This is a genomic window from Sphingomonas aerophila (assembly GCF_014199305.1).
Taxonomy (GTDB): Bacteria; Pseudomonadota; Alphaproteobacteria; order Sphingomonadales; family Sphingomonadaceae; genus Sphingomonas; species Sphingomonas aerophila.
This window is the reverse complement of record NZ_JACIJK010000009.1, coordinates 24995-44711: the sequence shown is the minus strand read 5'-3', so window position 1 is coordinate 44711 and position 19717 is coordinate 24995. Positions and strand designations below refer to the sequence as shown.

General features: G+C 65.9%; 20 protein-coding genes. 11 read left to right on the top strand and 9 right to left on the bottom strand.

The genetic code is table 11. The annotated features are described in order from the left end of the window. Window positions 1-65: 65 nt before the first annotated feature. On the bottom strand, window positions 66-638 hold the full coding sequence (locus tag FHS94_RS14300) for an ATP-dependent Clp protease proteolytic subunit (RefSeq protein WP_184059054.1): 573 nt from the start codon (window positions 636-638) through the stop codon (window positions 66-68). Between the two features lie 131 nt (window positions 639-769). On the opposite strand from FHS94_RS14300, the gene FHS94_RS14295 reads away from it, so the two are divergent. Then, a complete protein-coding gene (locus tag FHS94_RS14295) occupies window positions 770-1780 on the top strand; it encodes an SDR family oxidoreductase (protein ID WP_184059052.1) in 1011 nt (336 codons plus the stop codon). Window positions 1781-1797: 17 nt separating this feature from the next. On the opposite strand, the gene FHS94_RS14290 is transcribed toward FHS94_RS14295, so the two are convergent. From FHS94_RS14290 to sdhC, 4 genes are all read right to left on the bottom strand, one after another. After that, window positions 1798-2691 (bottom strand): YajG family lipoprotein, encoded by an 894-nt coding sequence (locus FHS94_RS14290; RefSeq protein WP_246348632.1) that lies wholly within the window; start codon window positions 2689-2691, stop codon window positions 1798-1800. Between the two features lie 539 nt (window positions 2692-3230). Further along, entirely contained in the window at window positions 3231-5033 is a 1803-nt protein-coding gene (gene sdhA, locus FHS94_RS14285) for a succinate dehydrogenase flavoprotein subunit (protein ID WP_184059050.1), read from the bottom strand. After that, the gene (gene sdhD, locus FHS94_RS14280; RefSeq protein WP_184059049.1) at window positions 5033-5413 is read right to left on the bottom strand and encodes a succinate dehydrogenase, hydrophobic membrane anchor protein; all 381 of its coding nucleotides are present in this window, start codon (window positions 5411-5413) and stop codon (window positions 5033-5035) included. The genes sdhA and sdhD overlap by 1 nt, the downstream gene beginning before the upstream one ends. Further along, window positions 5413-5820 (bottom strand): succinate dehydrogenase, cytochrome b556 subunit, encoded by a 408-nt coding sequence (gene sdhC / locus FHS94_RS14275; RefSeq protein ID WP_184059047.1) that lies wholly within the window; start codon window positions 5818-5820, stop codon window positions 5413-5415. Before sdhC ends, sdhD begins: the two co-directional genes overlap by 1 nt. A gap of 176 nt (window positions 5821-5996) precedes the next feature. Here sdhC and FHS94_RS14270 point away from each other — a divergent pair, with 176 nt between their 5' ends. The 5 genes from FHS94_RS14270 to FHS94_RS14250 are packed head-to-tail and all read left to right on the top strand — an operon-like array spanning window position 5997 to window position 11230. Next, complete coding sequence (locus FHS94_RS14270) at window positions 5997-7358, top strand: methyl-accepting chemotaxis protein (protein ID WP_425506189.1); 1362 nt, start codon at window positions 5997-5999, stop codon at window positions 7356-7358. 21 nt (window positions 7359-7379) lie between these two features. Next, window positions 7380-8735 carry a methyl-accepting chemotaxis protein gene (locus FHS94_RS14265; RefSeq protein ID WP_184059045.1) on the top strand — a complete coding sequence of 452 codons (1356 nt, stop codon included), beginning with the start codon at window positions 7380-7382 and terminating at the stop codon, window positions 8733-8735. Between the two features lie 29 nt (window positions 8736-8764). Continuing rightward, window positions 8765-9460: an SDR family NAD(P)-dependent oxidoreductase gene (locus FHS94_RS14260; RefSeq protein WP_184059043.1), complete on the top strand. Its 696-nt coding sequence runs from the start codon at window positions 8765-8767 to the stop codon at window positions 9458-9460. Then, window positions 9450-10304 carry a subclass B3 metallo-beta-lactamase gene (gene bla, locus FHS94_RS14255; protein WP_184059039.1) on the top strand — a complete coding sequence of 285 codons (855 nt, stop codon included), beginning with the start codon at window positions 9450-9452 and terminating at the stop codon, window positions 10302-10304. The genes FHS94_RS14260 and bla overlap by 11 nt, the downstream gene beginning before the upstream one ends. Next, on the top strand, window positions 10301-11230 hold the full coding sequence (locus FHS94_RS14250) for a 50S ribosomal protein L11 methyltransferase (RefSeq protein WP_184059037.1): 930 nt from the start codon (window positions 10301-10303) through the stop codon (window positions 11228-11230). Before bla ends, FHS94_RS14250 begins: the two co-directional genes overlap by 4 nt. Before the next feature lie 139 nt (window positions 11231-11369). Here FHS94_RS14250 and FHS94_RS14245 read toward each other — a convergent pair whose 3' ends face one another. Further along, window positions 11370-11750, bottom strand: a complete 381-nt coding sequence (locus FHS94_RS14245; protein WP_184059035.1) for a VOC family protein — start codon at window positions 11748-11750, stop codon at window positions 11370-11372. Between the two features lie 10 nt (window positions 11751-11760). Beyond that, window positions 11761-12630: a phenylalanine 4-monooxygenase gene (gene phhA, locus FHS94_RS14240; RefSeq protein ID WP_184059033.1), complete on the bottom strand. Its 870-nt coding sequence runs from the start codon at window positions 12628-12630 to the stop codon at window positions 11761-11763. A 22-nt stretch (window positions 12631-12652) separates the two neighbouring features. On the opposite strand from phhA, the gene FHS94_RS14235 reads away from it, so the two are divergent. Continuing rightward, window positions 12653-13309: a TIGR02117 family protein gene (locus tag FHS94_RS14235; protein WP_184059031.1), complete on the top strand. Its 657-nt coding sequence runs from the start codon at window positions 12653-12655 to the stop codon at window positions 13307-13309. Window positions 13310-13371: 62 nt separating this feature from the next. Beyond that, window positions 13372-14556: a Na+/H+ antiporter NhaA gene (gene nhaA / locus FHS94_RS14230; protein WP_184059029.1), complete on the top strand. Its 1185-nt coding sequence runs from the start codon at window positions 13372-13374 to the stop codon at window positions 14554-14556. Here the strand turns inward: nhaA and FHS94_RS14225 are convergent. Then, window positions 14538-14816 (bottom strand): hypothetical protein, encoded by a 279-nt coding sequence (locus FHS94_RS14225; protein WP_184059027.1) that lies wholly within the window; start codon window positions 14814-14816, stop codon window positions 14538-14540. The genes nhaA and FHS94_RS14225 overlap by 19 nt on opposite strands. Continuing rightward, window positions 14816-15808: a glycerophosphodiester phosphodiesterase gene (locus tag FHS94_RS14220; protein ID WP_184059025.1), complete on the bottom strand. Its 993-nt coding sequence runs from the start codon at window positions 15806-15808 to the stop codon at window positions 14816-14818. The genes FHS94_RS14225 and FHS94_RS14220 overlap by 1 nt, the downstream gene beginning before the upstream one ends. A gap of 122 nt (window positions 15809-15930) precedes the next feature. Between FHS94_RS14220 and FHS94_RS14215 the strand changes: the two genes are divergently transcribed. The 3 genes from FHS94_RS14215 to FHS94_RS14205 are packed head-to-tail and all read left to right on the top strand — an operon-like array spanning window position 15931 to window position 19692. Beyond that, entirely contained in the window at window positions 15931-16461 is a 531-nt protein-coding gene (locus FHS94_RS14215; RefSeq protein ID WP_184059023.1) for a 2Fe-2S iron-sulfur cluster-binding protein, read from the top strand. Continuing rightward, entirely contained in the window at window positions 16458-17441 is a 984-nt protein-coding gene (locus tag FHS94_RS14210; protein WP_184059021.1) for an FAD binding domain-containing protein, read from the top strand. The genes FHS94_RS14215 and FHS94_RS14210 overlap by 4 nt, the downstream gene beginning before the upstream one ends. Window positions 17442-17445: 4 nt before the next feature. Next, a complete protein-coding gene (locus FHS94_RS14205) occupies window positions 17446-19692 on the top strand; it encodes a xanthine dehydrogenase family protein molybdopterin-binding subunit (protein ID WP_184059019.1) in 2247 nt (748 codons plus the stop codon). The last annotated feature ends 25 nt before the right edge of the window (window positions 19693-19717 follow it).

The window sequence follows — 19717 nt, the reverse complement described above, 5'->3', positions numbered from 1 at the left end:
AGAGGCTCCTTTGCTGCGGTGCGAGCTATGCCTTTCGCTGCGGCCGCGCAACCCCTGGAGACGGATCAGATAATGTCGAGCACCAGACCCAGGTCGCGGGCCTCCTCTGCGTCAATGTACCAGTTGCTGGTCGCCTTATCGAGCAGCTCGTTGAGCGACACCTTGGACCCGGCGACGATGTCGCGGAAGCCTTCTTCCTGGATGCGGATCGAGTGCTCGATCTCGTTCAGCTTTGCACGCAGCGTCGCTGGCAGCGTGGACAGGGGTCCGGTAAGCTGCAGCGTCGAATTCATCGATCGCTCGTGCAGCATCAGGCGGGTGTTGCGGGTCAGGAAGCGCTTGTCGGCCGGGAACGCGCTCATGAAGGTCGCGCCGGCAGAATACACCGCAACCTTGCCCAGGAACAACGCCTCGCGGCCATAAGCGTCGCGGAGCAGCCGGATGTCGTCGCCCATCGCGCGTCCAATCTCCGGATCGCCGCCAAGCGTGGTGATGGACACCACCAGCGGGCCGTCGACCGGAGCGGCAAGGATGGCGTTCTTGAAGCGATCATACATCGCGTCGTCCACCGTACCATGGAGGCGGACCTGCGGTGCGGCGAGAAGCGGGTAGCGCTGAACGGGAGTTTGGTCGGGCATGGCCCACGCAACAGCCCCATCGCGGGCAAGTTCCAGCGCTGCGTCAAAATTGCGCTGGCCGGTTGCCCCGAACCACAGGCCGTTGAGCGCTTGAGGGGAACCGGCACGACTCCGGGTGGGTTAGGCCCGGCATGTCCATTACGCTCAAGCCGCTCGCCGATCAGGTCGTTGTTATTACCGGCGCCAGTTCCGGCATCGGCCTTGTCACTGCCCGCACGGCTGCCCGGCGGGGCGCCAAGGTGTTTCTAATCGCTCGAAGCGAAAAGGAGCTGGGCGACGTCGTCGGTGAGATCAACGCGAGCGGCGGAACAGCGGACTTCGCTGTCGCCGACGTTGGCGACGAGGAGGCGGTGGAGGCAGCGGCAGCGCGCGCGGTGGAGCGGTTCGGCCGTATCGACACCTGGGTCAACAACGCGGGCACCACCGTCTATGCCCGCCTGCTCCACCTGCCCGATGACGAGCATCGGCGCATGATGGACACCAACTATTTCGGCGCCGTCCATGGCTGTCGCGCGGCCGTGCCACGGCTGAAAGAGTCGGGTGGTGCGCTGGTCACGGTCGCCTCCATCGCATCCGACATGCCCAGTCCGGTGCTGGGCGCCTATGCCGCCACCAAACATGCGCTGAAGGCATATATCCAGGCGCTGCGCATCGAGCTGGTCGAGGATGCGCCCAAGATTTCGGTCTCGCTGATCAAACCTGCCGGGATCGACACGCCGATCGGTCAGCATGCCACCAACCATGAAGGCGGCGAGGCGCAGATCCCGCCGCCGGCCTATGACCCGCAACTGGTGGCCGACGCCATCCTCTACTGTGCGGAGCATCAGCGCCGCGAGCTGACGGTTGGCGGCGTGGGTCGGGCGCAGGCAGTGTTCCACAACCTGTTCCCCGCCCTGTTCGAGAAGTTGGCGGTGTTCGCAGCGGCAGGTGCGGTTGATCCCACCAAGCAGCAGCCCGGCCCGTCCAATCTGTGGAAGGGTGGCCAGGCGGGCGAGGAACGATCGGGCGAGCACCCTGCCCGGCTGCGCCACAGCATCTATGCTGAGGCGGCCAAGCGTCCGGGCGTCACCGCAGCTATCGGCCTTGGCGGACTGGCGCTCGCAGCTGGCGTGTTGTTCGCGAACAACCAGCGCAAAAGCTGATCAGGCTGCCGTGGGGGTCAGCAAACCTCCGCGGTGTAGGCAGGCAGAGGGCCCGGCGGCACACGCAGCGGAGAATTATACCAACGGTCCGCATCGAGGCGGTGGTTGTCGCCAAAGGCCTCCCGCAGGACGGCGGCGAGCGGCGGGTCGTAACGGGCAAGGTCCTCATCCGACAGTATGTGGACATCGCCGAATGAAGCGTAGGGTGCAGTGTTGAACCAGAACTGCGTGCCCACGGCCCAATATTCCTCGACGGTGGTGGAGGCGTATTCGCCCTTCCACCGGCCGGCCTTGGAGGCGGCATCGTAGGCGGCAAATACCCGGTTGTAGAGCGCGCGGTCGGCGACATAGGCCGCGCGAAAGATGTCGTGCGAGAACTCATGGACGAAGATGTTTTGGCCGCGATAGCGATCGCCCGTCAGGCCGAGCAAGTTTTCCGTGCCGGCACTGGTCAGCTTGCCCGCCAGGCCACGAGCGCGCCAGTTCCAGTATTGGCGGTCGGTCAGGCCCCCGATCCGTTCGTCATAGTGCTTGCGTTCGCACCGGGTCAGGCGCGGGTCGTCGGGCTTGGGCCGGGTCCAGCTTGCCTGTTCGGGCAGGTCGGTAGTCGCCTCATCCGGCGCCATCACCGCGATGCGATAACCCTGCCGGGCAAGCTCGGCCGCAATGTCGGGACGATGGGCGAGCATCTGCCGCACGATCGCGGCAGCGGTGGTGAGCGCCTCCTCAGGTGCCCGGGAGGAGGACACCACGGGCAGGCCGGCGGCATCCAGGTAGCGCGTGTAGAACGGGTTGAGGCCCAACCCGGCGGGCGGTGCCACCGCGATGACGGGCGGCGAGCTCGCCGCGCCAGTCAGCAGAGCTCCGGCCAGCAGAATAGGGGCGCTCGCCAGGGCGACGCGTGCGAACATGTTCGTGCCCGTCGCACTTCGGGACCGCGGAGGCAAGCGAGTGCCAGAGAACCGAACGTTCAGCAAGCAAGGCGGTGCGCCGGCTTTCCCGGTCGTTGAACGGCCAGCGGGTCGGTAGTTCGAGCCCCAGGATCCGGTCTCTCGCAGTGCTGGTGCGGATTGCACCGAGCGATCGACGGGTCGCGGCGGACAGCACCCACGTTTACGACCGTCGGGCAACCGTCGCCTTCGCTCTACGACCCGGGTCAGACGCTTGCTTTCGAGCGGTGCGAGCCGCCCGGGGGCGGTCGCGCTCACGTCCAGGCCGACGGTGCGGGCACGCGTCCGATAAGAGCTGCTAGCCGATGCCGACCTTCTCGGCGGAACGGGCGTGGACACCGCGCGGCCCGCCAGCGGCCGGAGAGGGACATGCCACAGGCCACATCAGTCGGCGGCTTTGTATCCCGCCCCTCTCCGCTCCGATGTGTCTCCGTACCTTCCAGACGAGATACTGCACGAACACGGTAAGTTCGGGCCCTACCGCTACCCCGTAGGAATGCTCAGTACACGCGCTTCTTGGGCTTGATGTACTCTACATCGTCAGTGAGCGTGTAATCGTGCACCGGACGATAATCGATCGCAGTGGCGCCACCGGTTCCGCCCCAGCCAGTGAAGGTGGTGAGCGTGTGCTTCATCCACTCGCCATCGTTGCGGTCGGGGAAGTCTTCGTTGACGTGGGCGCCGCGCGACTCCTTGCGGTTGGCGGCCGACTCTACCGTCACGACTGCCTGGCCGATCAGGTTGTCCAGTTCCAGCGTTTCCACCAGGTCGGTGTTCCAGATCATGGAGCGATCCTTGATCCCGACATCGGTCATGCGGTTGTAGGTTGCGCGGATCAGCTCCTGCCCTTCGGTCAGCAGCGCGTTGTCGCGGAACACGGCGCAATGCTTCTGCATGGTGCGCTGCATTTCCAGGCGGATCTGTGACGTGGGCGAGCCGCCCTTGGCATGGCGGAAATGGTCAAGGCGGCTGAGCGCCAGTTCCTCCGAACCTTTGGGAAGCGCGTTGTGCGGTGCGTTGGGCTTTGCAATCTCCGCGATCCGCTTGCCCGTCGCACGGCCGAACACGACCAGATCGATCAGGCTGTTGGAGCCCAGGCGATTGGCGCCGTGGACGGACACGCACGCCGCCTCACCCACCGCGAACAGGCCGGGGACGACCGTGTCGGGGTTGCCGTCCTTCAGGTGGACGACCTCGCCGTGGAAGTTCGTGGGGATGCCGCCCATGTTGTAGTGTACGGTCGGGGTGACCGGCAGAGGCTGCCGCGTAAGGTCGACGCCCGCGAAGATCTTCCCCGTCTCAGTAATGCCCGGAAGGCGCTCATGCAGCACCTTTGGATCGATGTGGTCGAGGTGGAGGAAGATGTGATCCTTGTGCTCGCCGACGCCGCGACCTTCGCGCATCTCCATCGCCATAGAGCGCGACACGACGTCGCGGCTGGCGAGGTCCTTCGCGGACGGGGCATAGCGCTCCATGAAGCGCTCACCCTCGGAGTTGGTAAGGTAGCCGCCCTCACCACGCGCGCCCTCCGTGATCAGCACGCCCGCGCCGTAGATACCGGTCGGGTGGAACTGCACGAACTCCATGTCCTGGAGTGGCAGGCCAGCACGCAGCACCATGGCGTTGCCGTCACCGGTGCAGGTGTGGGCGGAGGTTGCCGAGAAATAGCAGCGGCCATAACCGCCGGTCGCAAGCACGGTGTTGTGGCTGCGGAAGCGGTGGATGGAGCCGTCCTCCATGCACAGCGCGATCACGCCGCGGCAGACGCCGTTCTCCATGATCAGGTCGAGCGCGAAATACTCGACATAGAAGTCGGCGTCGTATCGCAAAGACTGCTGGTAAAGGGTGTGGAGCATCGCATGCCCCGTCCGGTCCGCGGCGGCGCAGGTGCGCTGCACGGGCGGGCCGTCGCCCATGTTCTGCATATGGCCGCCGAACGGGCGCTGATAGATGGTGCCGTCGTCGTTGCGGCTGAACGGCATGCCCGCATGCTCTAGCTCGATCACTGCCGCGGGCGCTTCGCGCACCATGTACTCGATCGCGTCCTGGTCGCCGAGCCAGTCCGACCCCTTCACCGTGTCGTACATGTGCCAGGACCAATGGTCGGGCGAGTTGTTGCCAAGGCTGGCCGCAATGCCGCCCTGTGCGGCGACGGTGTGGCTTCGGGTCGGGAACACCTTCGTGATGCAGGCGGTCTTGAGCCCGTTCTGCGCGCATTCCATGACCGCGCGCAGGCCCGAACCGCCCGCCCCGACAACCACTGCGTCATAGCTGTGGTCGATGATCTTGTAGGCTTCCGCCATTACTTGGCTCCGAATGCAATCTTCGCGATGGCGAAGAGGGCGGTCGCGCCGAGGCCGACCGTGAAGAAGTTGAGCAGGATCAGGAACACGACCCGGGTTTCGTTATGCTGGTAATCTTCGATCACCACCTGCAGCCCCAGGCGAAAGTGCGTAAAAACGGAGATCACCAGCAGCGCCATTGGCACTGCGACCCAGGCGGACTGCATCCACAGCCGCATCGACGCATAATCGAAGCTGCCGCGCGACAGGATCGACACAACCAGCCACAGCATCAGGAACAGGTTTGAACCCGCAGTGACGCGCTGGCGCCACCAATGATGCGTGCCCTCCTTTGCGGATCCGAGCCCGCGGACGCGACCAAGCGGAGTGCCGGTACCCATTACTTGATCCCCAGGATGAGCCAAAAGGCGGCCGTGGCGACGACCGAGATGATGAGGCTTGCCATCGCGCCCATCTTGTTGCGCTTGAGCTCGTAGCCAGCGCCCGTGTCCAGAAACAGGTGACGCACGCCCGATGCCATATGCTGGAACAGGGCCAGCGTCAGCCCGATGCCGATCACATAGCCGATGATATTCAGCCGCCCGTTGGCATAGGTGAACACGTCGCGGAACGTGGCGTAACTTTCCGCACCACCCGCCAGCGCGGCAAGCCACCACACCAGCAGAACCGATCCCACGGTCGCCATGCCGCTGCCGGTGATGCGATGCAGAACGGAAACCAGCATATGCGGTCCCCATTTATAGACCTGCAGATGCGGGCTGATCGGGCGGGTGCTGCGCGAAGCCAAAACGAAATCCTTCCTGCTGCCAGACGGATGGCGGCGTGCCCGCGACCTATTAGCCCGCGCCCCCCGATGCAAGCCACGCCGACCCCATAACGACCCCGGCCACCCCCTAACCCCCCCTTAACCAATGACCATTAGCGATGCGGATTATCCATTCACCCTTTTGAGGGCTTTCGGACGTGCCGCAGATCACTCTTCCCCCGCCCACCACCATTGCCGCCATGATCGACCTGCCCGCGCTGGTGGGCGCGTTCGACGGCGCGGACCGGTCGCTGTCCCGGCAGGCAGCGAAGCTGTGGAGCTTGATCGAACCGGAAGTCGATACGATCGTCGTCGCCTATTGGGACCACTGGCGCGAGCGGAACGGCGACACCTCTGAATGGGGCGTTCTGGACCGCCAGAAGCGCATGGACGCTGGCAGAGCCTATCTTCACAACCGCTTCTGCGACCTGACCGGCCGTGCCTGGGTGGAGTCGCTCGAGCGCGCAGTCGCGTCGGCTTATGCGGCAGGCGTGCCGATCCTGGACGTGCTGGCCATGTCCTGTGCGAGCGATCGGGCAGCGCTCGCCGCGCTGAACCGGCGCGTTCCCGCCGATGATCCACGACGCGATACCATGACCGATACGCTGATGCGGATGTTCGCGATGGAAGTCGAACTGTCGGTGGAGCTTTTCGCCGGCTTCAAGAACCACGCGGACACGCAATCTCGCGACCTTCTGACGGCAGAGTTCCGCGACGGAATCGCCGCGCTGGTGGAAACCGCGACGGATGAAGGACAGGCGTTGCGCGCGCAAACGGTGCGGACCAGCGGGTCGGTACGCGGCGTGCTGGGCAAGGCGTCCGAAGTGGCGGCAGCGGCGGAGCAGTCAGCGGTGGCGATGCGGGAAGCAGCGCAGACCGCGGCCGGCCTGATCCGCGCCATCGAGGACGCGCGCACCGAGGTGGAGGCCGCGGCCGAGATCTCGACCCGCGCCGCAAGCCAGGCGGGTCAGGCCGTTGGCATGAGCGAAGCATTGTCCGACCACGCCAAGTCGATCGAAAGCATCCTGGGGCTTATCCGCGACATCGCCGGGCAGACCAACCTGCTGGCCCTCAACGCCACGATCGAGGCGGCACGCGCCGGGGACGCGGGCCGTGGCTTCGCCGTCGTCGCGCAGGAGGTGAAGAGCCTGGCCAACCAGACCGCGCGCGCGACAGACGACATTGCCGCCAAGATCGCCGCCATCCAATCTGCAACCCGCTCGACGGTCGACACCAATGCCTCGATCAAGGCAACCGTTGCCGAGGTGCAGGAAAGCGCTGACCGCATCCGCTTCGCCATGGAAGCACAGGCGCAGACGGTAACCGCCATCACCGCCGCGGTCGACGAAACCGCGCTCGCGGCGGATTCGATGTCCAATACCATCGCGGCGATCCGTGAAGACACCGAGGCCGTCGCGAGTGAGATCGACTCGGTCGGACGCGGCTTTGGTGGGCTCGACGGGCAATTGAATAATCTGAAAAACAGCGCCAGCGAGTTCGTCGCCAAGGTTGCTGCCTGACACACCGGCTAGGACCGACAGATGCCCCATCGATTACTGGCCCAAAGCGCGCAGCGTTCGATTGCCGAACAAATCGCCGTTTACGACTGGGACGGCTCCATACGACCCAATGCCGCTGCGATCGTGGAGCTCCTGACGGCCGACGACTTTGACCTGATGGCAAGCACCTTCTGGTCGCACTATTTGTCACTTGCCAAGGACGACCGCCTGAATGGGGCGGACGCGCAGGAGCGGCTTGCCCCGCTGATCGAGTCGAGCCGCCGCTATGCGATGGTCAAATATGGCGACCCTTATGGCAGCGAATGGGGCCGCTGGGCGCAGCGGAATGCCGACCTGTCCTTCGAATCCGGTGCCTCGCTTGCGACGCTGCTTGCGGCGCTCGCGTTTGCCCACAGCACGACCCTGAAGCTGATCGAGGACCGGCTTGGCGACGACCAGGCGCGGATGCGGCAGTTGGGCGACGTGGTGCAGCGCCTGGCACTGATCGAGGCGGACGTGATGAGCGCCCACCTGATGTCACGCCACGCATCTCGCGAAAGCGCCGAGCGTGCCGACCGGTCGGCGTCATTCAGCGAGAGCATCGCCCGATCGATCGGGACCGCCGCGGCGCTGGGCGCCGACGTTCGGGTTCAGGCCGGCATGGCTTCGGGCGCCACCCGTCAGGTTCTGGGTCGCGCGTCCGAAGTGGCGGCAGCGGCGGAGCAGTCGGCGGTGGCGATGCGGGAAGCAGCGCAGACCGCGGCCGGCCTGATCCGCGCCATCGAGGACGCGCGCACCGAGGTGGAGGCCGCGGCCGAGATCTCGAACCGCGCCGCAAGCCAGGCGGGTCAGGCCGTTGGCATGAGCGAAGCATTGTCCGACCACGCCAAGTCGATCGAAAGCATCCTGGGGCTGATCCGCGACATCGCCGGGCAGACCAACCTGCTGGCCCTCAACGCCACGATCGAGGCAGCACGCGCCGGGGACGCGGGCCGCGGCTTCGCCGTCGTCGCGCAGGAGGTGAAGAGCCTGGCCAACCAGACCGCGCGCGCGACAGACGATATTGCCGCCAAGATCGCCGCCATCCAGTCCGCGACCCGCTCGACGGTCGACACCAATGCCTCCATCAAGGCAACAGTTGCCGAGGTGCAGGAAAGCGCTGACCGCATCCGCTTCGCCATGGAAGCACAGGCGCAGACGGTAACCGCCATCACCGCCGCGGTCGACGAAACCGCGCTGGCAGCGGATGCGATGTCGGGCGCGATCAGCGCAATCCGCGAGGATGCGGGCGGGGTCGCGCGGGACATCGACTCGCTGGGGCAGGCGTTCGGGCAGATGGACGACCAGCTTGGGTCGTTGCGGGCGGCCGCAGACAGCTTCTCCGAAAGCGTGGCGTAGCCAAGCGGGCGGGGCTAAGGCCCTGCCCCATGAGCATCCTTCTTACCGGATCCAGCCGCGGCATCGGTGCCGCCATCCTGTCCAGCCTTCAGGCACGCGAGGTGGCCGTGTTCGGTCATGGCACGCGGAGCGGCATCCCTGCCGACTTTGACGAGGCGGGCGCTCCGGCGGCGTTGTGGAACGAAGCGCTTGATCGCGCCGGCGGCACAATCGACGTGCTGATCAACAATGCCGGGGTGTTCGAGGCGAACGCGCTCGACGGCGAGGATGACGACTGGCTGTTCGGCTGGGAAAGGACGATGCGGATCAATCTGACCGCATCGGCGCAGCTATGCCGGCTGGCGGTGCTGCATTGGCAAAACCGGGGAGTTGGCGGCCGCATTGTCAATGTCGCCAGCCGCGCGGCCTATCGCGGGGACAGTCCTCAACATTGGCATTACGCGGCGTCCAAGGCCGGCATGGTCGCCATGACCAAGACGATCGCGCGGGGCTATGCGAACCAGGGCATCCTCGCCTTCGCCATCTGCCCGGGCTTCACCATGACCGGGATGGCGGAGGAGTATCTGGCGAGCCGCGGTGGCGACAAGCTGCTCGCCGACATCCCGTTGGGCAAGGTCGCTGACCCCGAAGAGGTGGCAAAGGTCGCGACCTTTTGCGCGCTGGATGCGCCGCCCTCGATGACCGGTGCCGTGATCGACGTGAACGGGGCAAGCTATGTCCGCTAGTGCGGCGCTGTTCTTGGCAGCGGCCACGGGCGGAGTGGACGGGCCGGCACTGGCGGCGGCGTGCCGGGGCAAGGATGGCTGGACCGATCCTGCCCCGCCTGCGCGCGTGTACGGCAATACCTATGACGTCGGCACCTGCGGCATCGTGGCGCTGCTGGTAACCTCTCCCAAGGGTCACATCCTGATCGACGGCGGGCCCGCCGAGGCCGCCCCGCTGGTCGCGGCCAACATCGAACGGCTCGGCTTTCGGCTGCGCGACGTGCGTTACCTGATGAACACGCATGAGCATCATGACCATGCCGGTGGACTGGCCGAGTTGCAGCGGCGAACGGGTGCGACGCTGGTCGCGCGGGCGCCGGCCAAAAAAGCGCTGGAGACCGGGCGTGGCGAGCCGGCCGATCCGCAGTTCACGATCCTGGAGCGCTATCCCGGTGCCAGGGTCGGGCGAGTGATCGGCGACGGCGGGCGGGTCACGCTGGGGGGGCTGGTGCTGACGGCCCATGCGACTCCGGGCCATGCGCCGGGCTCCACCAGCTGGACATGGCGGTCGTGCGAGGCGGGGCGATGCGTCACCGTAACCTATGCGGACAGCATCTCCTCCATTTCGAGTGACGAATATCGCTTCGCCGCGCACCCGGCGCTGGTTGCGACCTTTCGGGCGACCATGGCGAAGGTCGCGGCCCTTCCCTGCGACCTGCTGGTAACGCCGCACCCGGCGGCTAGCCACTTTTACGAGCGCCTGGCCCGGACCGAGCCATTGATCGACCCGGCGGGATGCCGTCGCTACGCCGAGCGGGGTCGGCAAGCGCTGGACGCCCGGCTGGCCAAAGAGGAAAAACGATGAGCTGGCGAACCACCCTGCCCTGCACCCGCGCCGAAGCCGAGGCGATCGATGCTGCGGCGGACATCGCAATCGACGCGGTCCTGATGACCACCGAGGAGGTGGAGGACGATGTCGAACGCTGGCGACTGGACGCCTATACCGACGACCAGCCCGATGCGGCCATGCTGGCGGAACTAGCGGCGCTGGTCCCGAGCTCGGCAGGGACAGAGCCGGCAGTCGTCGAACTCACCGAAGAGGATTGGGTCGCGCTCAGCCAGGCCGGGCTAGAGCCGATCCTCGAAGGCCGATTTGTCGTGCACACCGACGCGCACCCGGTCGATCCGCCCGAGGGTGGGCGCGCGTTCCTGATCAATGCGGGCCAGGCGTTCGGCACGGGGCATCACGGCACGACGGCGGGATGCCTTTCTATGCTCGACCGATTGGAAAGAGAGGGAAAGCGGTTCGGGGCCGCTATCGACCTGGGCACGGGAACAGGGTTGCTCGCCTTTGCTGCGCGCGAGTTGTGGCCGGAGGCGAAGGTGATGGCGACCGACATCGATCCCATCGCAATTGACGTGACCCGCGAAAACATGGAGCGGAACGGGGTGGACCAGGTCGCCTTGCTCGTCGCAGACGGTGCTCGGGATCCGGCGATCGAGGCGGCGGCACCGTTCGATCTGGTGATCGCCAACATTCTGGCGGGGCCGCTGATCGCGATGGCGCCGGAGATTGCTGCGATCGCCGCACCGGGGGCGAGCGTGGTGTTGGCGGGGCTGCTTTCCACCCAGTTCGAGGCGGTTGCAGAAGCGTATCGCGCTGCGGGATGCCGGGTCGAAGCGACCGACGTGCGGGGTGACTGGACGGTGGCGCTGCTGACGGCCGGTGTTGCTGCGGCGAGCGGGACGACCGCGGCGGGCGATCGCGCGGGGTGGGCCACGGATAGCTGAGGCCGATTGTGCTTTTCTGTTCCCCGGCGTAGGCCGGGGTCCAGTGTCGGCCCGGTAGGCCGACTGATGCTTCCGCAGCGTTGTTTGCCGAAGAGCCGGGCGCTGGCCTTCGCTAGGGAACGGCTTTGGCTACCTTACATCAGGCTGGCGGCTGCCAGAGCTCTATCGCGTTACCCTCTGGATCGTGGATGCGCGCGAACTGGCCGGTCTCGGGGCTGTTCCAGCTGGGGTCGGTGATGATCTCCACCCCCGCAGCCCTGAGCGTGCCCAGCAGGCCTTCGAGGTCGCTGACGCGCAGGTTAAGCATGAAGCTCTTCTCCGCCGCGAAATAGTCCGTGTCGGCCTTGAAGGGGGCGAAGACGACAGGACCGCCTTCGACCCGCCACATCCACTCGTCCGGCTCACCCGCGCCGGGTGCCGCGCAGCCTGCCCCGACGCCTAGATGCTCGCGGTACCAAGCCGACAACGCGTCGGGGTCGCGGGCGCGGAAAAACAGGCCACCGATGCCGAGGACGGGCATTAAGCTTCTCCTATGAGGTCTTACTGCGGGCATATTCCTGAGTGCCGTGGGTCAACACCTCGTCGCCCGGCTCGATCTGGGCGACGGGGATGTCCGGCTGCTGCTTCAGTTGTTCGTACAAAGGCGCGAAGTCGGTTTCGACCGTCAGGCGCAGGAGTTCGTCGACGCTCGGGATGACGAAGTAGTTCTGCTGAAAGTCGTCGATCCGATACTCGGTGCGCATCACCCGGGCGAGGTCGAGCATGATGCGGTTCGGGCTGGGATCGTCGAGCGCAAAACGGCTTTCTGCATAGCTCGACACGATCCCCGAGCCATAGATGCGCAGGCCTTCCGGCTCCGCGATCAGGCCGAACTCCACCGTGTACCAGTAAAGGCGACCGAGATACTTCAGCGCATCGAGCCCCAGCGCGCGCTGGCCACCGCGACCATAAGCGGCCAGGTAATCGGCAAAGACCGGGTCGGCGAGCATCGGTACATGGCCGAACACGTCGTGGAAGACGTCAGGTTCTTGCAGATAGTCGAGCTGGTCGGGGCGCCGAATGAAGTTGCCCGCAACAAACCGGCGATTCGCCATATGATCGAAAAAGACATCGTCCGGCACCAGCCCGGGCACCGCCACGACGCGCCAGCCGGTGAGCTTCTCCAGACGGTCGGATAGCTGCTCGAAATCAGGAATGCCGGGGCGATCCAGACGCAGCACGTCCAGCCCCTTCAACCACGCATTGGACGCGCGGCCGGGCAGCAGCTTCGCCTGGCGCGCGAACAGTGTGTCCCAGGTTGCATGTTCCTCAGCCGTGTACGCGCCCCAGTTCTGGCTGATCGTCCAGTCCGGACGAGCACCGGGCGGGGGTGAGTCGAGAACGTGCGTGTCATTGGCCATGCGGCTGGTCTAGCATGGACATATGCTGGCGCGAAACGGACGGCGTATCGGGGCAGCATTGCTGCTGGCGATCATCGCCTATCTGGCGGCGGGACTGGTCGGCGGGTCGTTGCCGAGCAACCCGGACTGGCGCCAACCGACGAGTGGCATTCCGATCTTCCTCGAAGATAACGGCATCCACACGGACCTGGTGTTGCCCAAGCGCGCCGGAAACATCGACCTTTCTGACCTGGCCCCCGCCGGCGACCTGCGCGACCCCCGCTTTGCGCGCCACGGCTGGCTGGCGATCGGCTGGGGAGAAACGGCGTTCTTTCTCGACACGCCCACCTGGGCTGACCTGCGCCCGTCCACGCTGCTGTTCGCGGCAGTCGGCAGCAACCGCACCTTGCTGCACATCGAGCACATCGCCGAGCCGCAGGACGACCCCGCCACGGGCGTGCGGCGGGTCGTGTTGCGGCCGCAGGAATATGCGCGACTGGTCGCGTTCGTGCGGATGAGCCTGAAACCCGGTGGCCGCGCTTATCCCGGCAACGACCGCCACGATGCCTTTTACGAGGCACAGGGCCGCTACGACCTGATGAACACTTGCAACGCCTGGACGGGGCGGGCGCTGCGACAGGCGGGCGTACGAGTGGGCCGCTGGACGCCCTTTCCGGTGACGGTGATGGGCTGGTTCTGATCCAGCAGCGTTGAACGTGCTCTGGATCGCGGCCACAGGGTGGGCGAACCAGAGGATTGCCCATGTCACCAGCAGTTGTTCTGCACCGCCCGGCGTCAGCACTTAGGTCCTTTTTGTCGAGCGAGGCGGCGGGCGGTGTGCTGCTTATGGGGGCGGCGGCGCTGGCGCTGGTAATCGCCAACGGTCCTGCGGGGGACGCGTATGAGGCGGCGCTGCACTGGCGCATCGGGCCGCTGACACTGCTTCGTTGGGTGAACGACGCGCTGATGGCAGTGTTCTTCCTGCTTGTCGGGCTGGAGATGAAGCGCGAGCTGGTGGACGGGCGACTGGCGCAACGCAGCGACCGGGTGCTGCCCTTTGTCGCCGCAGCGATAGGGATGGTGGCGCCCGCCCTTGTTTACCTGCTGCTGGCAGGGAACGAGCCTGGCCTGGCGCGAGGCTGGGCGATCCCGGCTGCGACCGACATCGCCTTTGCCATGGGCGTGCTGGCGCTGCTTGGCTCCCGCGCGCCGGCGTCGCTCAAGCTGTTCCTGACCACGGTTGCGATCGTGGACGACATGGGGGCGGTAGTTATCATCGCACTCGGCTACACGGCCGATCTGCGGCTTCTCCCGCTTGCCGCAGCGGCGCTGGTGTTGGCCATGATGGCGTGGGCGAACAGGCGGGGAGAGCGACGGCTGGCGGTCTTCCTGCCGCTTGCCGCGTTGCTGTGGGTCGCGGTGTTTCTGTCGGGCGTGCACGCCACTGTCGCGGGCGTATTGGCTGCCCTCACCATCCCGGTTGAAAAAAGCCCGGGACAGCCGGACAGCGTCGCATCGCCGCTCCACCGGCTGGAACACGCGCTGTCACCCTGGGTCGCGTTCGCCATCGTGCCGGTGTTCGGTTTCGCGAATGCTGGCGTCAGGCTGACCGGGTTGGGCGCAAACGAGCTGTTCGCTCCCCTGCCCCTCGCCATCGCGGCGGGGCTGTTTCTGGGCAAGCAGGCCGGCATCCTGGTCGCCGTGCGCGGCGCGGTGGCGTTGGGAGTCGCGAGCAAGCCTGCCGGCGCGAGCTGGGCGCAGGTCTATGGCGTCGCGCTGCTATGCGGCGTTGGCTTTACCATGAGCCTGTTCATCGGCGCCCTCGCCTTCGCCGACCCGCTTTTACTTGCCGAGGTGAAGGTCGGCGTGCTGGGCGGATCGGTAATGTCGGCGGTGGCAGGCTATCTGGTGCTGCGCTGGGCGGGGCGTCAGCTGCCCGCGCGATAGCCGTTGTAGTTCTGGCAATCGGGATCTTCCCGGTTCTTGCGGCAATGCTTCTCGAAATCGCGACGCTCGCGGCCTTCCTTGGCCTCCTGCTTGCGCATCTTGCGACCATAGTTGCGATCCGCTTCTTCCTGGCTCGTCGTGCTCCAGTCAACGACCTGCCCCGCAGCCTTGAACGGCGCCTTCACCACGCTAGCTGCCGTGCTGATGCAGCCGGCAGTCAGCGGCAGCAGGCTGGCGGCGATGAACAAGCGAACACGCATCAGGGAAGGTCCTTTCGGGCGAGGGCAGCGGCGCCCTGTGCCGGATGATCGGTGAAGAATCCGTCGATTCCAAGGCGAAGCGCCGCATTGATCTCACCAATCAGGTCGCCATGATCGCCCGGCGCGTCGCCGCGGTAAAAGCGGGGCGGTAGAAAGGCGTTCTCCGCGCGATAGGTCCAGGCATGGACGCGCAAGCCGGCGTCATGCGCGTCGGCCACCAAGGTTGTTGGCGCGTCATCATGCCAGAGCAGGCCTTTGTGGGGGCCGATGCCCCAGGCATAGCTCGCGATCTGTCGAAGCCCGGTCGGGGTCGCCATCGCGGCATAGCTTCCTTCTGCGCCGTCCGCGGGGCCACCATGCGCATTCAACAATTGAACCAGTCGCAGGTGAGTGAGGCCCGCGATGCGGCGCAGGTTCGCGACCTCGAACGACTGGATGAACACGGGCGCATCCGGCGTGGTCCATCCTGCCGCCTGCAACTCGCGGACCAGCGGTTCGTCCGTCGAAAGCCCGATTGAGGCGAAGTATGTCGGGTGCTTGGTTTCGGGGTAGATCGCGATCGTACGCCCGACCTCGACCGAGCGACGCTTGGCAAGGTCTATGACCTCGGCAAGCGTCGGCACTTCATACCGCCCGTCATGGGCCGTGTTGGCCGGGCGCAGGCCGGGAAGGCGTTCACGCGCGCGCAGGGTTTTCAGCTCCGCCAGCGTGAAGTCCTCGGTGAACCAGCCGGCCACATCGTGCCCGCTGATCCGCTTGGTCGTGCGCCGGGCCGCGAACTCAGGATGGTCCGCGACGTCGGTCGTGCCACCGATTTCGCTTTCGTGCCGCGCGACCAGGATGCCGTCGCGGGTCGGCACCAGGTCGGGCTCGATCACGTCGGCACCCTGGTCAATCGCAAGGCCATAGGCGGCAAGCGTGTGCTCCGGCCGTTCACCGCTGGCGCCGCGATGCGCGATCAGGATGGGCGGGGAGAGCGGTTCAGGGCGCATTTCGCTACCCTGCCCCCATGCGCCCCGCGGTGCCAGCCGCCCATTGATCACTGCGAACCATTCTCACCCGGATACGCACCGGCGAACCTGCGTTAAGCCTTCAAGACAAGAGGGACCCCAGCATGCACTGGACGATCAACGGCCAGCGGTACGAGGCCGAGCCAGATATTCGCACGACCCTGCTCGATCTCGCCCGCGAGCATCTGGGCCTGACCGGCAGCAAAAAGGGCTGCGACCATGGTCAGTGCGGGTCCTGCACGATGCTGGTCAACGGCCGGCGCATCAATAGCTGCCTGAGCCTGGCGGTGATGCACCAGGATGACGAGATCACGACGATCGAGGGGCTGGGCCAGCCGGACAACCTCCACCCGATGCAGGCCGCCTTCGTCAGCCATGACGGATACCAATGCGGCTATTGCACGCCGGGCCAGATCTGTTCGGCCGTTGGCATGCTGGACGAGGTCAAGAAGGGCTTCCCGAGCTGGGTCAGCGACGATCTTTCTTCCCCTTCGCTCAACGACCAGGAGATCGGCGAGCGGATGAGCGGCAATCTGTGCCGCTGCGCCGCCTACCCCAACATCGTCGATGCGATCGCGGAGGTCGCAGGCCTCTCCGAAGATCAGCGCCAGACCAGCCAGAAGGTGTCGGGATGAAGCCCTTTAGCTATGCCAAGGCGGACAGCCCCGAAGCGGCGATCCGCGAGGTGAATACCGAGCATACGCGTTTCATCGCGGGCGGCACCAACCTGCTCGACCTGATGAAGCTGCAGGTGGAAACGCCTGACAAGCTGGTCGACATTAGCCGCCTGCCGCTGGATGAGATCGAGGAGCGGGAGGATGGCGGGCTGACGATCGGTGCGCTGGTGCCCAACAGCGACCTCGCCGCCGACCGCCGTATCATCGAGCGCTACGAGACGCTGAGCCGCGCGTTGCTGGCGGGCGCGTCGGGGCAGCTGCGTAACAAGGCTTCCACGGGCGGCAACCTGCTCCAGCGGACGCGTTGTTACTATTTCTATGACACCGCCTCTCCCTGCAACAAGCGGGAGCCCGGGACCGGGTGCTCGGCATTCGGTGGGCTCAACCGCATCCTGGCGGTGATCGGGACCAGCGAGCACTGTATCGCGACGCATCCCAGCGACATGGCGGTAGCCATGCGCGCGCTCGACGCGACGATCATCACGCTGAAGCGCGACGGCGACAAGCGGCGCATCTCCATCCACGATTTCTACTGTCTTCCGGGCGACACACCGCACATCGAGAATGTGCTGGAGCCGGGAGAGCTGATCACCCACATTGAATTGCCTGCCCCGGTTGAGGGCGCCCGGCAATTCTATCGCAAGGTGCGCGACCGCGCTTCCTACGCCTTTGCACTCGTGTCGATCGCGGGCGTGGTGAAGGTCGAGGACGGGCGCATATCGCACGCCGCGCTAGCCTTTGGTGGCCTAGCCCATATGCCATGGCGCAACCCTGACGTGGAAGCTGCGCTGGTCGGCAAGGCGCCGACCCGCGATGCGTTCGAGGCCGCGGCCGACGCCCTGCTCGATGGGGCCAGGGGTTTTGGCGACAATGATTTCAAGATCCCGCTCGCCCGCCGCACGCTGCTGGCGACGTTGCGCGACGTGACCGGAGAATAACGCCATGTTCGGCCTCGGCGACAAGAACAGCAGCAACAGCCTGGTAATGAACACCGCGCACCCCGACAGCCTGCTCGACAAGGGTGCGCAGGACGTGATCGGCAAGCCGATCAGCCGCATCGACGGGCCGTTGAAGGTGTCAGGTCACGCGGCCTATGCCGCCGAGTACGGGTTGGCGAACGTCGCCTACGGCTTCCTGGTCGGCTCCACGGTCGGCAAGGGCAAGATCACCGAGTTGCACGCGGAGGTCGCGCGTGAGGTGCCGGGCGTCATCGACGTGGTGGTCGACTACAAGACGTTCCTGCGCAACTCGCAGCAGGGCGGCGAGAAGAAGGCACCGACCCAGGGCGTCGAAAACGTCGACTATGTCGGCGAGCCGGTCGCGATTGTCATCGCCGAAACCTATGAAGCGGCGCGCGACGCGGCGGAGCGAGTGCGCCTGGCGGTCGAATACCAAGAGCAAGAGGGCCGCTACAGCTTCAACGCCTATCGCGAAGAGGCAAAGAAGCCGCCGTACAACAACATCCCCTCGCACTACGACCAGGGCGACGTCGAGAAGGCACTGGCGGAGGCGCCCGTCACGCTGGACCGTACCTATACCACGCCCAGCCAGAACTCCGCGGCGATGGAGCCGCATGCCAGCATTGCGAGCTGGGACGATGACGGCCGGCTGACGCTGTACGCTTCGTTGCAGATGCTTTCCTCCGACCGCCAGCAACTGGCCGATGCGCTGGGGCTGAAGCTGGACAAGGTCCGGCTGGTCGCGCGCTATGTCGGCGGGGGCTTTGGCTCGAAGCTCGGAATCGCACCTGAAAGCGTCGCGGCGGCGATCGCGGCCAAGAAGCTGGGCCGGCCGGTCAAGGTCGTCATGGCCCGCCAGCAGGTTTTCGAGGCGACGGTGCGTCGCTCCAACACCGAACAGCGTATCCGCCTGGGCGCCAATGCCGACGGCACGCTGACCGCGATCGCGCACGAGACGATCTGTTCCAACCTGCCGGGCGAGGGATATTTCGAGCCCGCCGGACAGTCGACACACTTCATGTATGGCGGCAAGAACCGGCTGATCACGCATGACCTGGTCGAACTCGACTGGATGCTGTCAGGCTCCATGCGCGCACCTGGCGAGGCGGTTGGAATGCTCGCGCTGGAAACAGCAATGGACGAGCTGGCCGAAACGCTGGGCATGGACCCGATCGAGTTGCGGCGGCGCAACGATCCGGACAAGGACCCGGAAAAGAACGTGCCCTATTCCTCGCGCATGCTGACGCAGTGCATGGACAAGGGCGCGGAACTGTTCGGCTGGTCCGAGCGGCGCGAGGCGCTGGGTGACCGGCGCGGCGACTGGTTTCACGGCATCGGCATGGCTGGGGCTGGCCGATCGAACATTCTGATGAAGTCGGCCGCAAAGGTCACGGTGGACGGCCAGGGCCACGCCATCGTCGAAACCGACATGACCGACATCGGCACGGGTACCTATACCATCCTGGCGCAGATCGCTGCGGAGATGCTGGGCCTGCCGATCGAGGACGTGACCGTGCATCTGGGCGACACCGATGCTCCTCCGGGTGCAGGGTCGGGCGGATCATGGGGTGCGACCTCGTCAGGGTCGTCGGTGTACCTGGCGTGCGAAGCGTTGCAGAAGCAGATCGCTGACAAGATGGGTGTCGAGGTTGGCGCCATGACGCTGAAGGACGGCCGCGTCATCGCCGAGAACCGCTCTGTGCCGCTGGCCGAACTTGTCGGCGACGGGATCAACGCAACCGGACAGGTCGCCCCAGGACTGCAGGCCAAGCTGACGACCCAGGCAAGCTATGGAGCGCATTTCGCAGAGGTCGCGGTGAACGCGATCACGGGTGAAACGCGGGTGGTGCGGATGCTCGGCGTCTTCGCAGCAGGGCGCATCCTGAACGAAAAAACAGCGCGCTCGCAGTGCCTGGGCGGCATGACCTTTGGCATCGGCGCCGCACTGACGGAGGAGGTCGTCCACGACCCGCGCAACGGCAAGGTCGTCAACCACGACCTGGCCGAATACCATGTGCCCGTGAACGCCGACGTCCCCGCACTTGAGGTTCACTTCCTCGATGAGCGCGACGTTCACGCCAATCCCATCCACGCCAAGGGAATCGGCGAACTCGGCATCTGCGGCGCGGGCGCGGCGATCGCCAATGCAATCAACAATGCGGTTGGCGTCCGGATGCGCGATTACCCGCTGACGCTCGACAAGCTGCTGGACCAGTTGCCGCCAGTGTAACGGTGCGCCGGTCGGCCTATATACG

Excerpts from the sequence above, each read along its gene's own strand:
- sdhD (WP_184059049.1), bottom strand. The coding sequence starts at position 5,413 with ATGGGTACCGGCACTCCGCTTGGTCGCGTCCGCGGGCTCGGATCCGCA.
- FHS94_RS14235 (WP_184059031.1), top strand. The coding sequence starts at position 12,653 with ATGCTGGCGCGAAACGGACGGCGTATCGGGGCAGCATTGCTGCTGGCG.
- FHS94_RS14265 (WP_184059045.1), top strand. The coding sequence starts at position 7,380 with ATGCCCCATCGATTACTGGCCCAAAGCGCGCAGCGTTCGATTGCCGAA.
- FHS94_RS14250 (WP_184059037.1), top strand. The coding sequence starts at position 10,301 with ATGAGCTGGCGAACCACCCTGCCCTGCACCCGCGCCGAAGCCGAGGCG.
- FHS94_RS14225 (WP_184059027.1), bottom strand. The coding sequence starts at position 14,816 with ATGCGTGTTCGCTTGTTCATCGCCGCCAGCCTGCTGCCGCTGACTGCC.
- sdhA (WP_184059050.1), bottom strand. The coding sequence starts at position 5,033 with ATGGCGGAAGCCTACAAGATCATCGACCACAGCTATGACGCAGTGGTT.
- FHS94_RS14245 (WP_184059035.1), bottom strand. The coding sequence starts at position 11,750 with ATGCCCGTCCTCGGCATCGGTGGCCTGTTTTTCCGCGCCCGCGACCCC.
- FHS94_RS14220 (WP_184059025.1), bottom strand. The coding sequence starts at position 15,808 with ATGCGCCCTGAACCGCTCTCCCCGCCCATCCTGATCGCGCATCGCGGC.
- FHS94_RS14210 (WP_184059021.1), top strand. The coding sequence starts at position 16,458 with ATGAAGCCCTTTAGCTATGCCAAGGCGGACAGCCCCGAAGCGGCGATC.
- bla (WP_184059039.1), top strand. The coding sequence starts at position 9,450 with ATGTCCGCTAGTGCGGCGCTGTTCTTGGCAGCGGCCACGGGCGGAGTG.
- nhaA (WP_184059029.1), top strand. The coding sequence starts at position 13,372 with ATGTCACCAGCAGTTGTTCTGCACCGCCCGGCGTCAGCACTTAGGTCC.
- FHS94_RS14290 (WP_246348632.1), bottom strand. The coding sequence starts at position 2,691 with ATGTTCGCACGCGTCGCCCTGGCGAGCGCCCCTATTCTGCTGGCCGGA.
- FHS94_RS14300 (WP_184059054.1), bottom strand. The coding sequence starts at position 638 with ATGCCCGACCAAACTCCCGTTCAGCGCTACCCGCTTCTCGCCGCACCG.
- FHS94_RS14295 (WP_184059052.1), top strand. The coding sequence starts at position 770 with ATGTCCATTACGCTCAAGCCGCTCGCCGATCAGGTCGTTGTTATTACC.
- FHS94_RS14205 (WP_184059019.1), top strand. The coding sequence starts at position 17,446 with ATGTTCGGCCTCGGCGACAAGAACAGCAGCAACAGCCTGGTAATGAAC.
- FHS94_RS14215 (WP_184059023.1), top strand. The coding sequence starts at position 15,931 with ATGCACTGGACGATCAACGGCCAGCGGTACGAGGCCGAGCCAGATATT.
- phhA (WP_184059033.1), bottom strand. The coding sequence starts at position 12,630 with ATGGCCAATGACACGCACGTTCTCGACTCACCCCCGCCCGGTGCTCGT.
- FHS94_RS14260 (WP_184059043.1), top strand. The coding sequence starts at position 8,765 with ATGAGCATCCTTCTTACCGGATCCAGCCGCGGCATCGGTGCCGCCATC.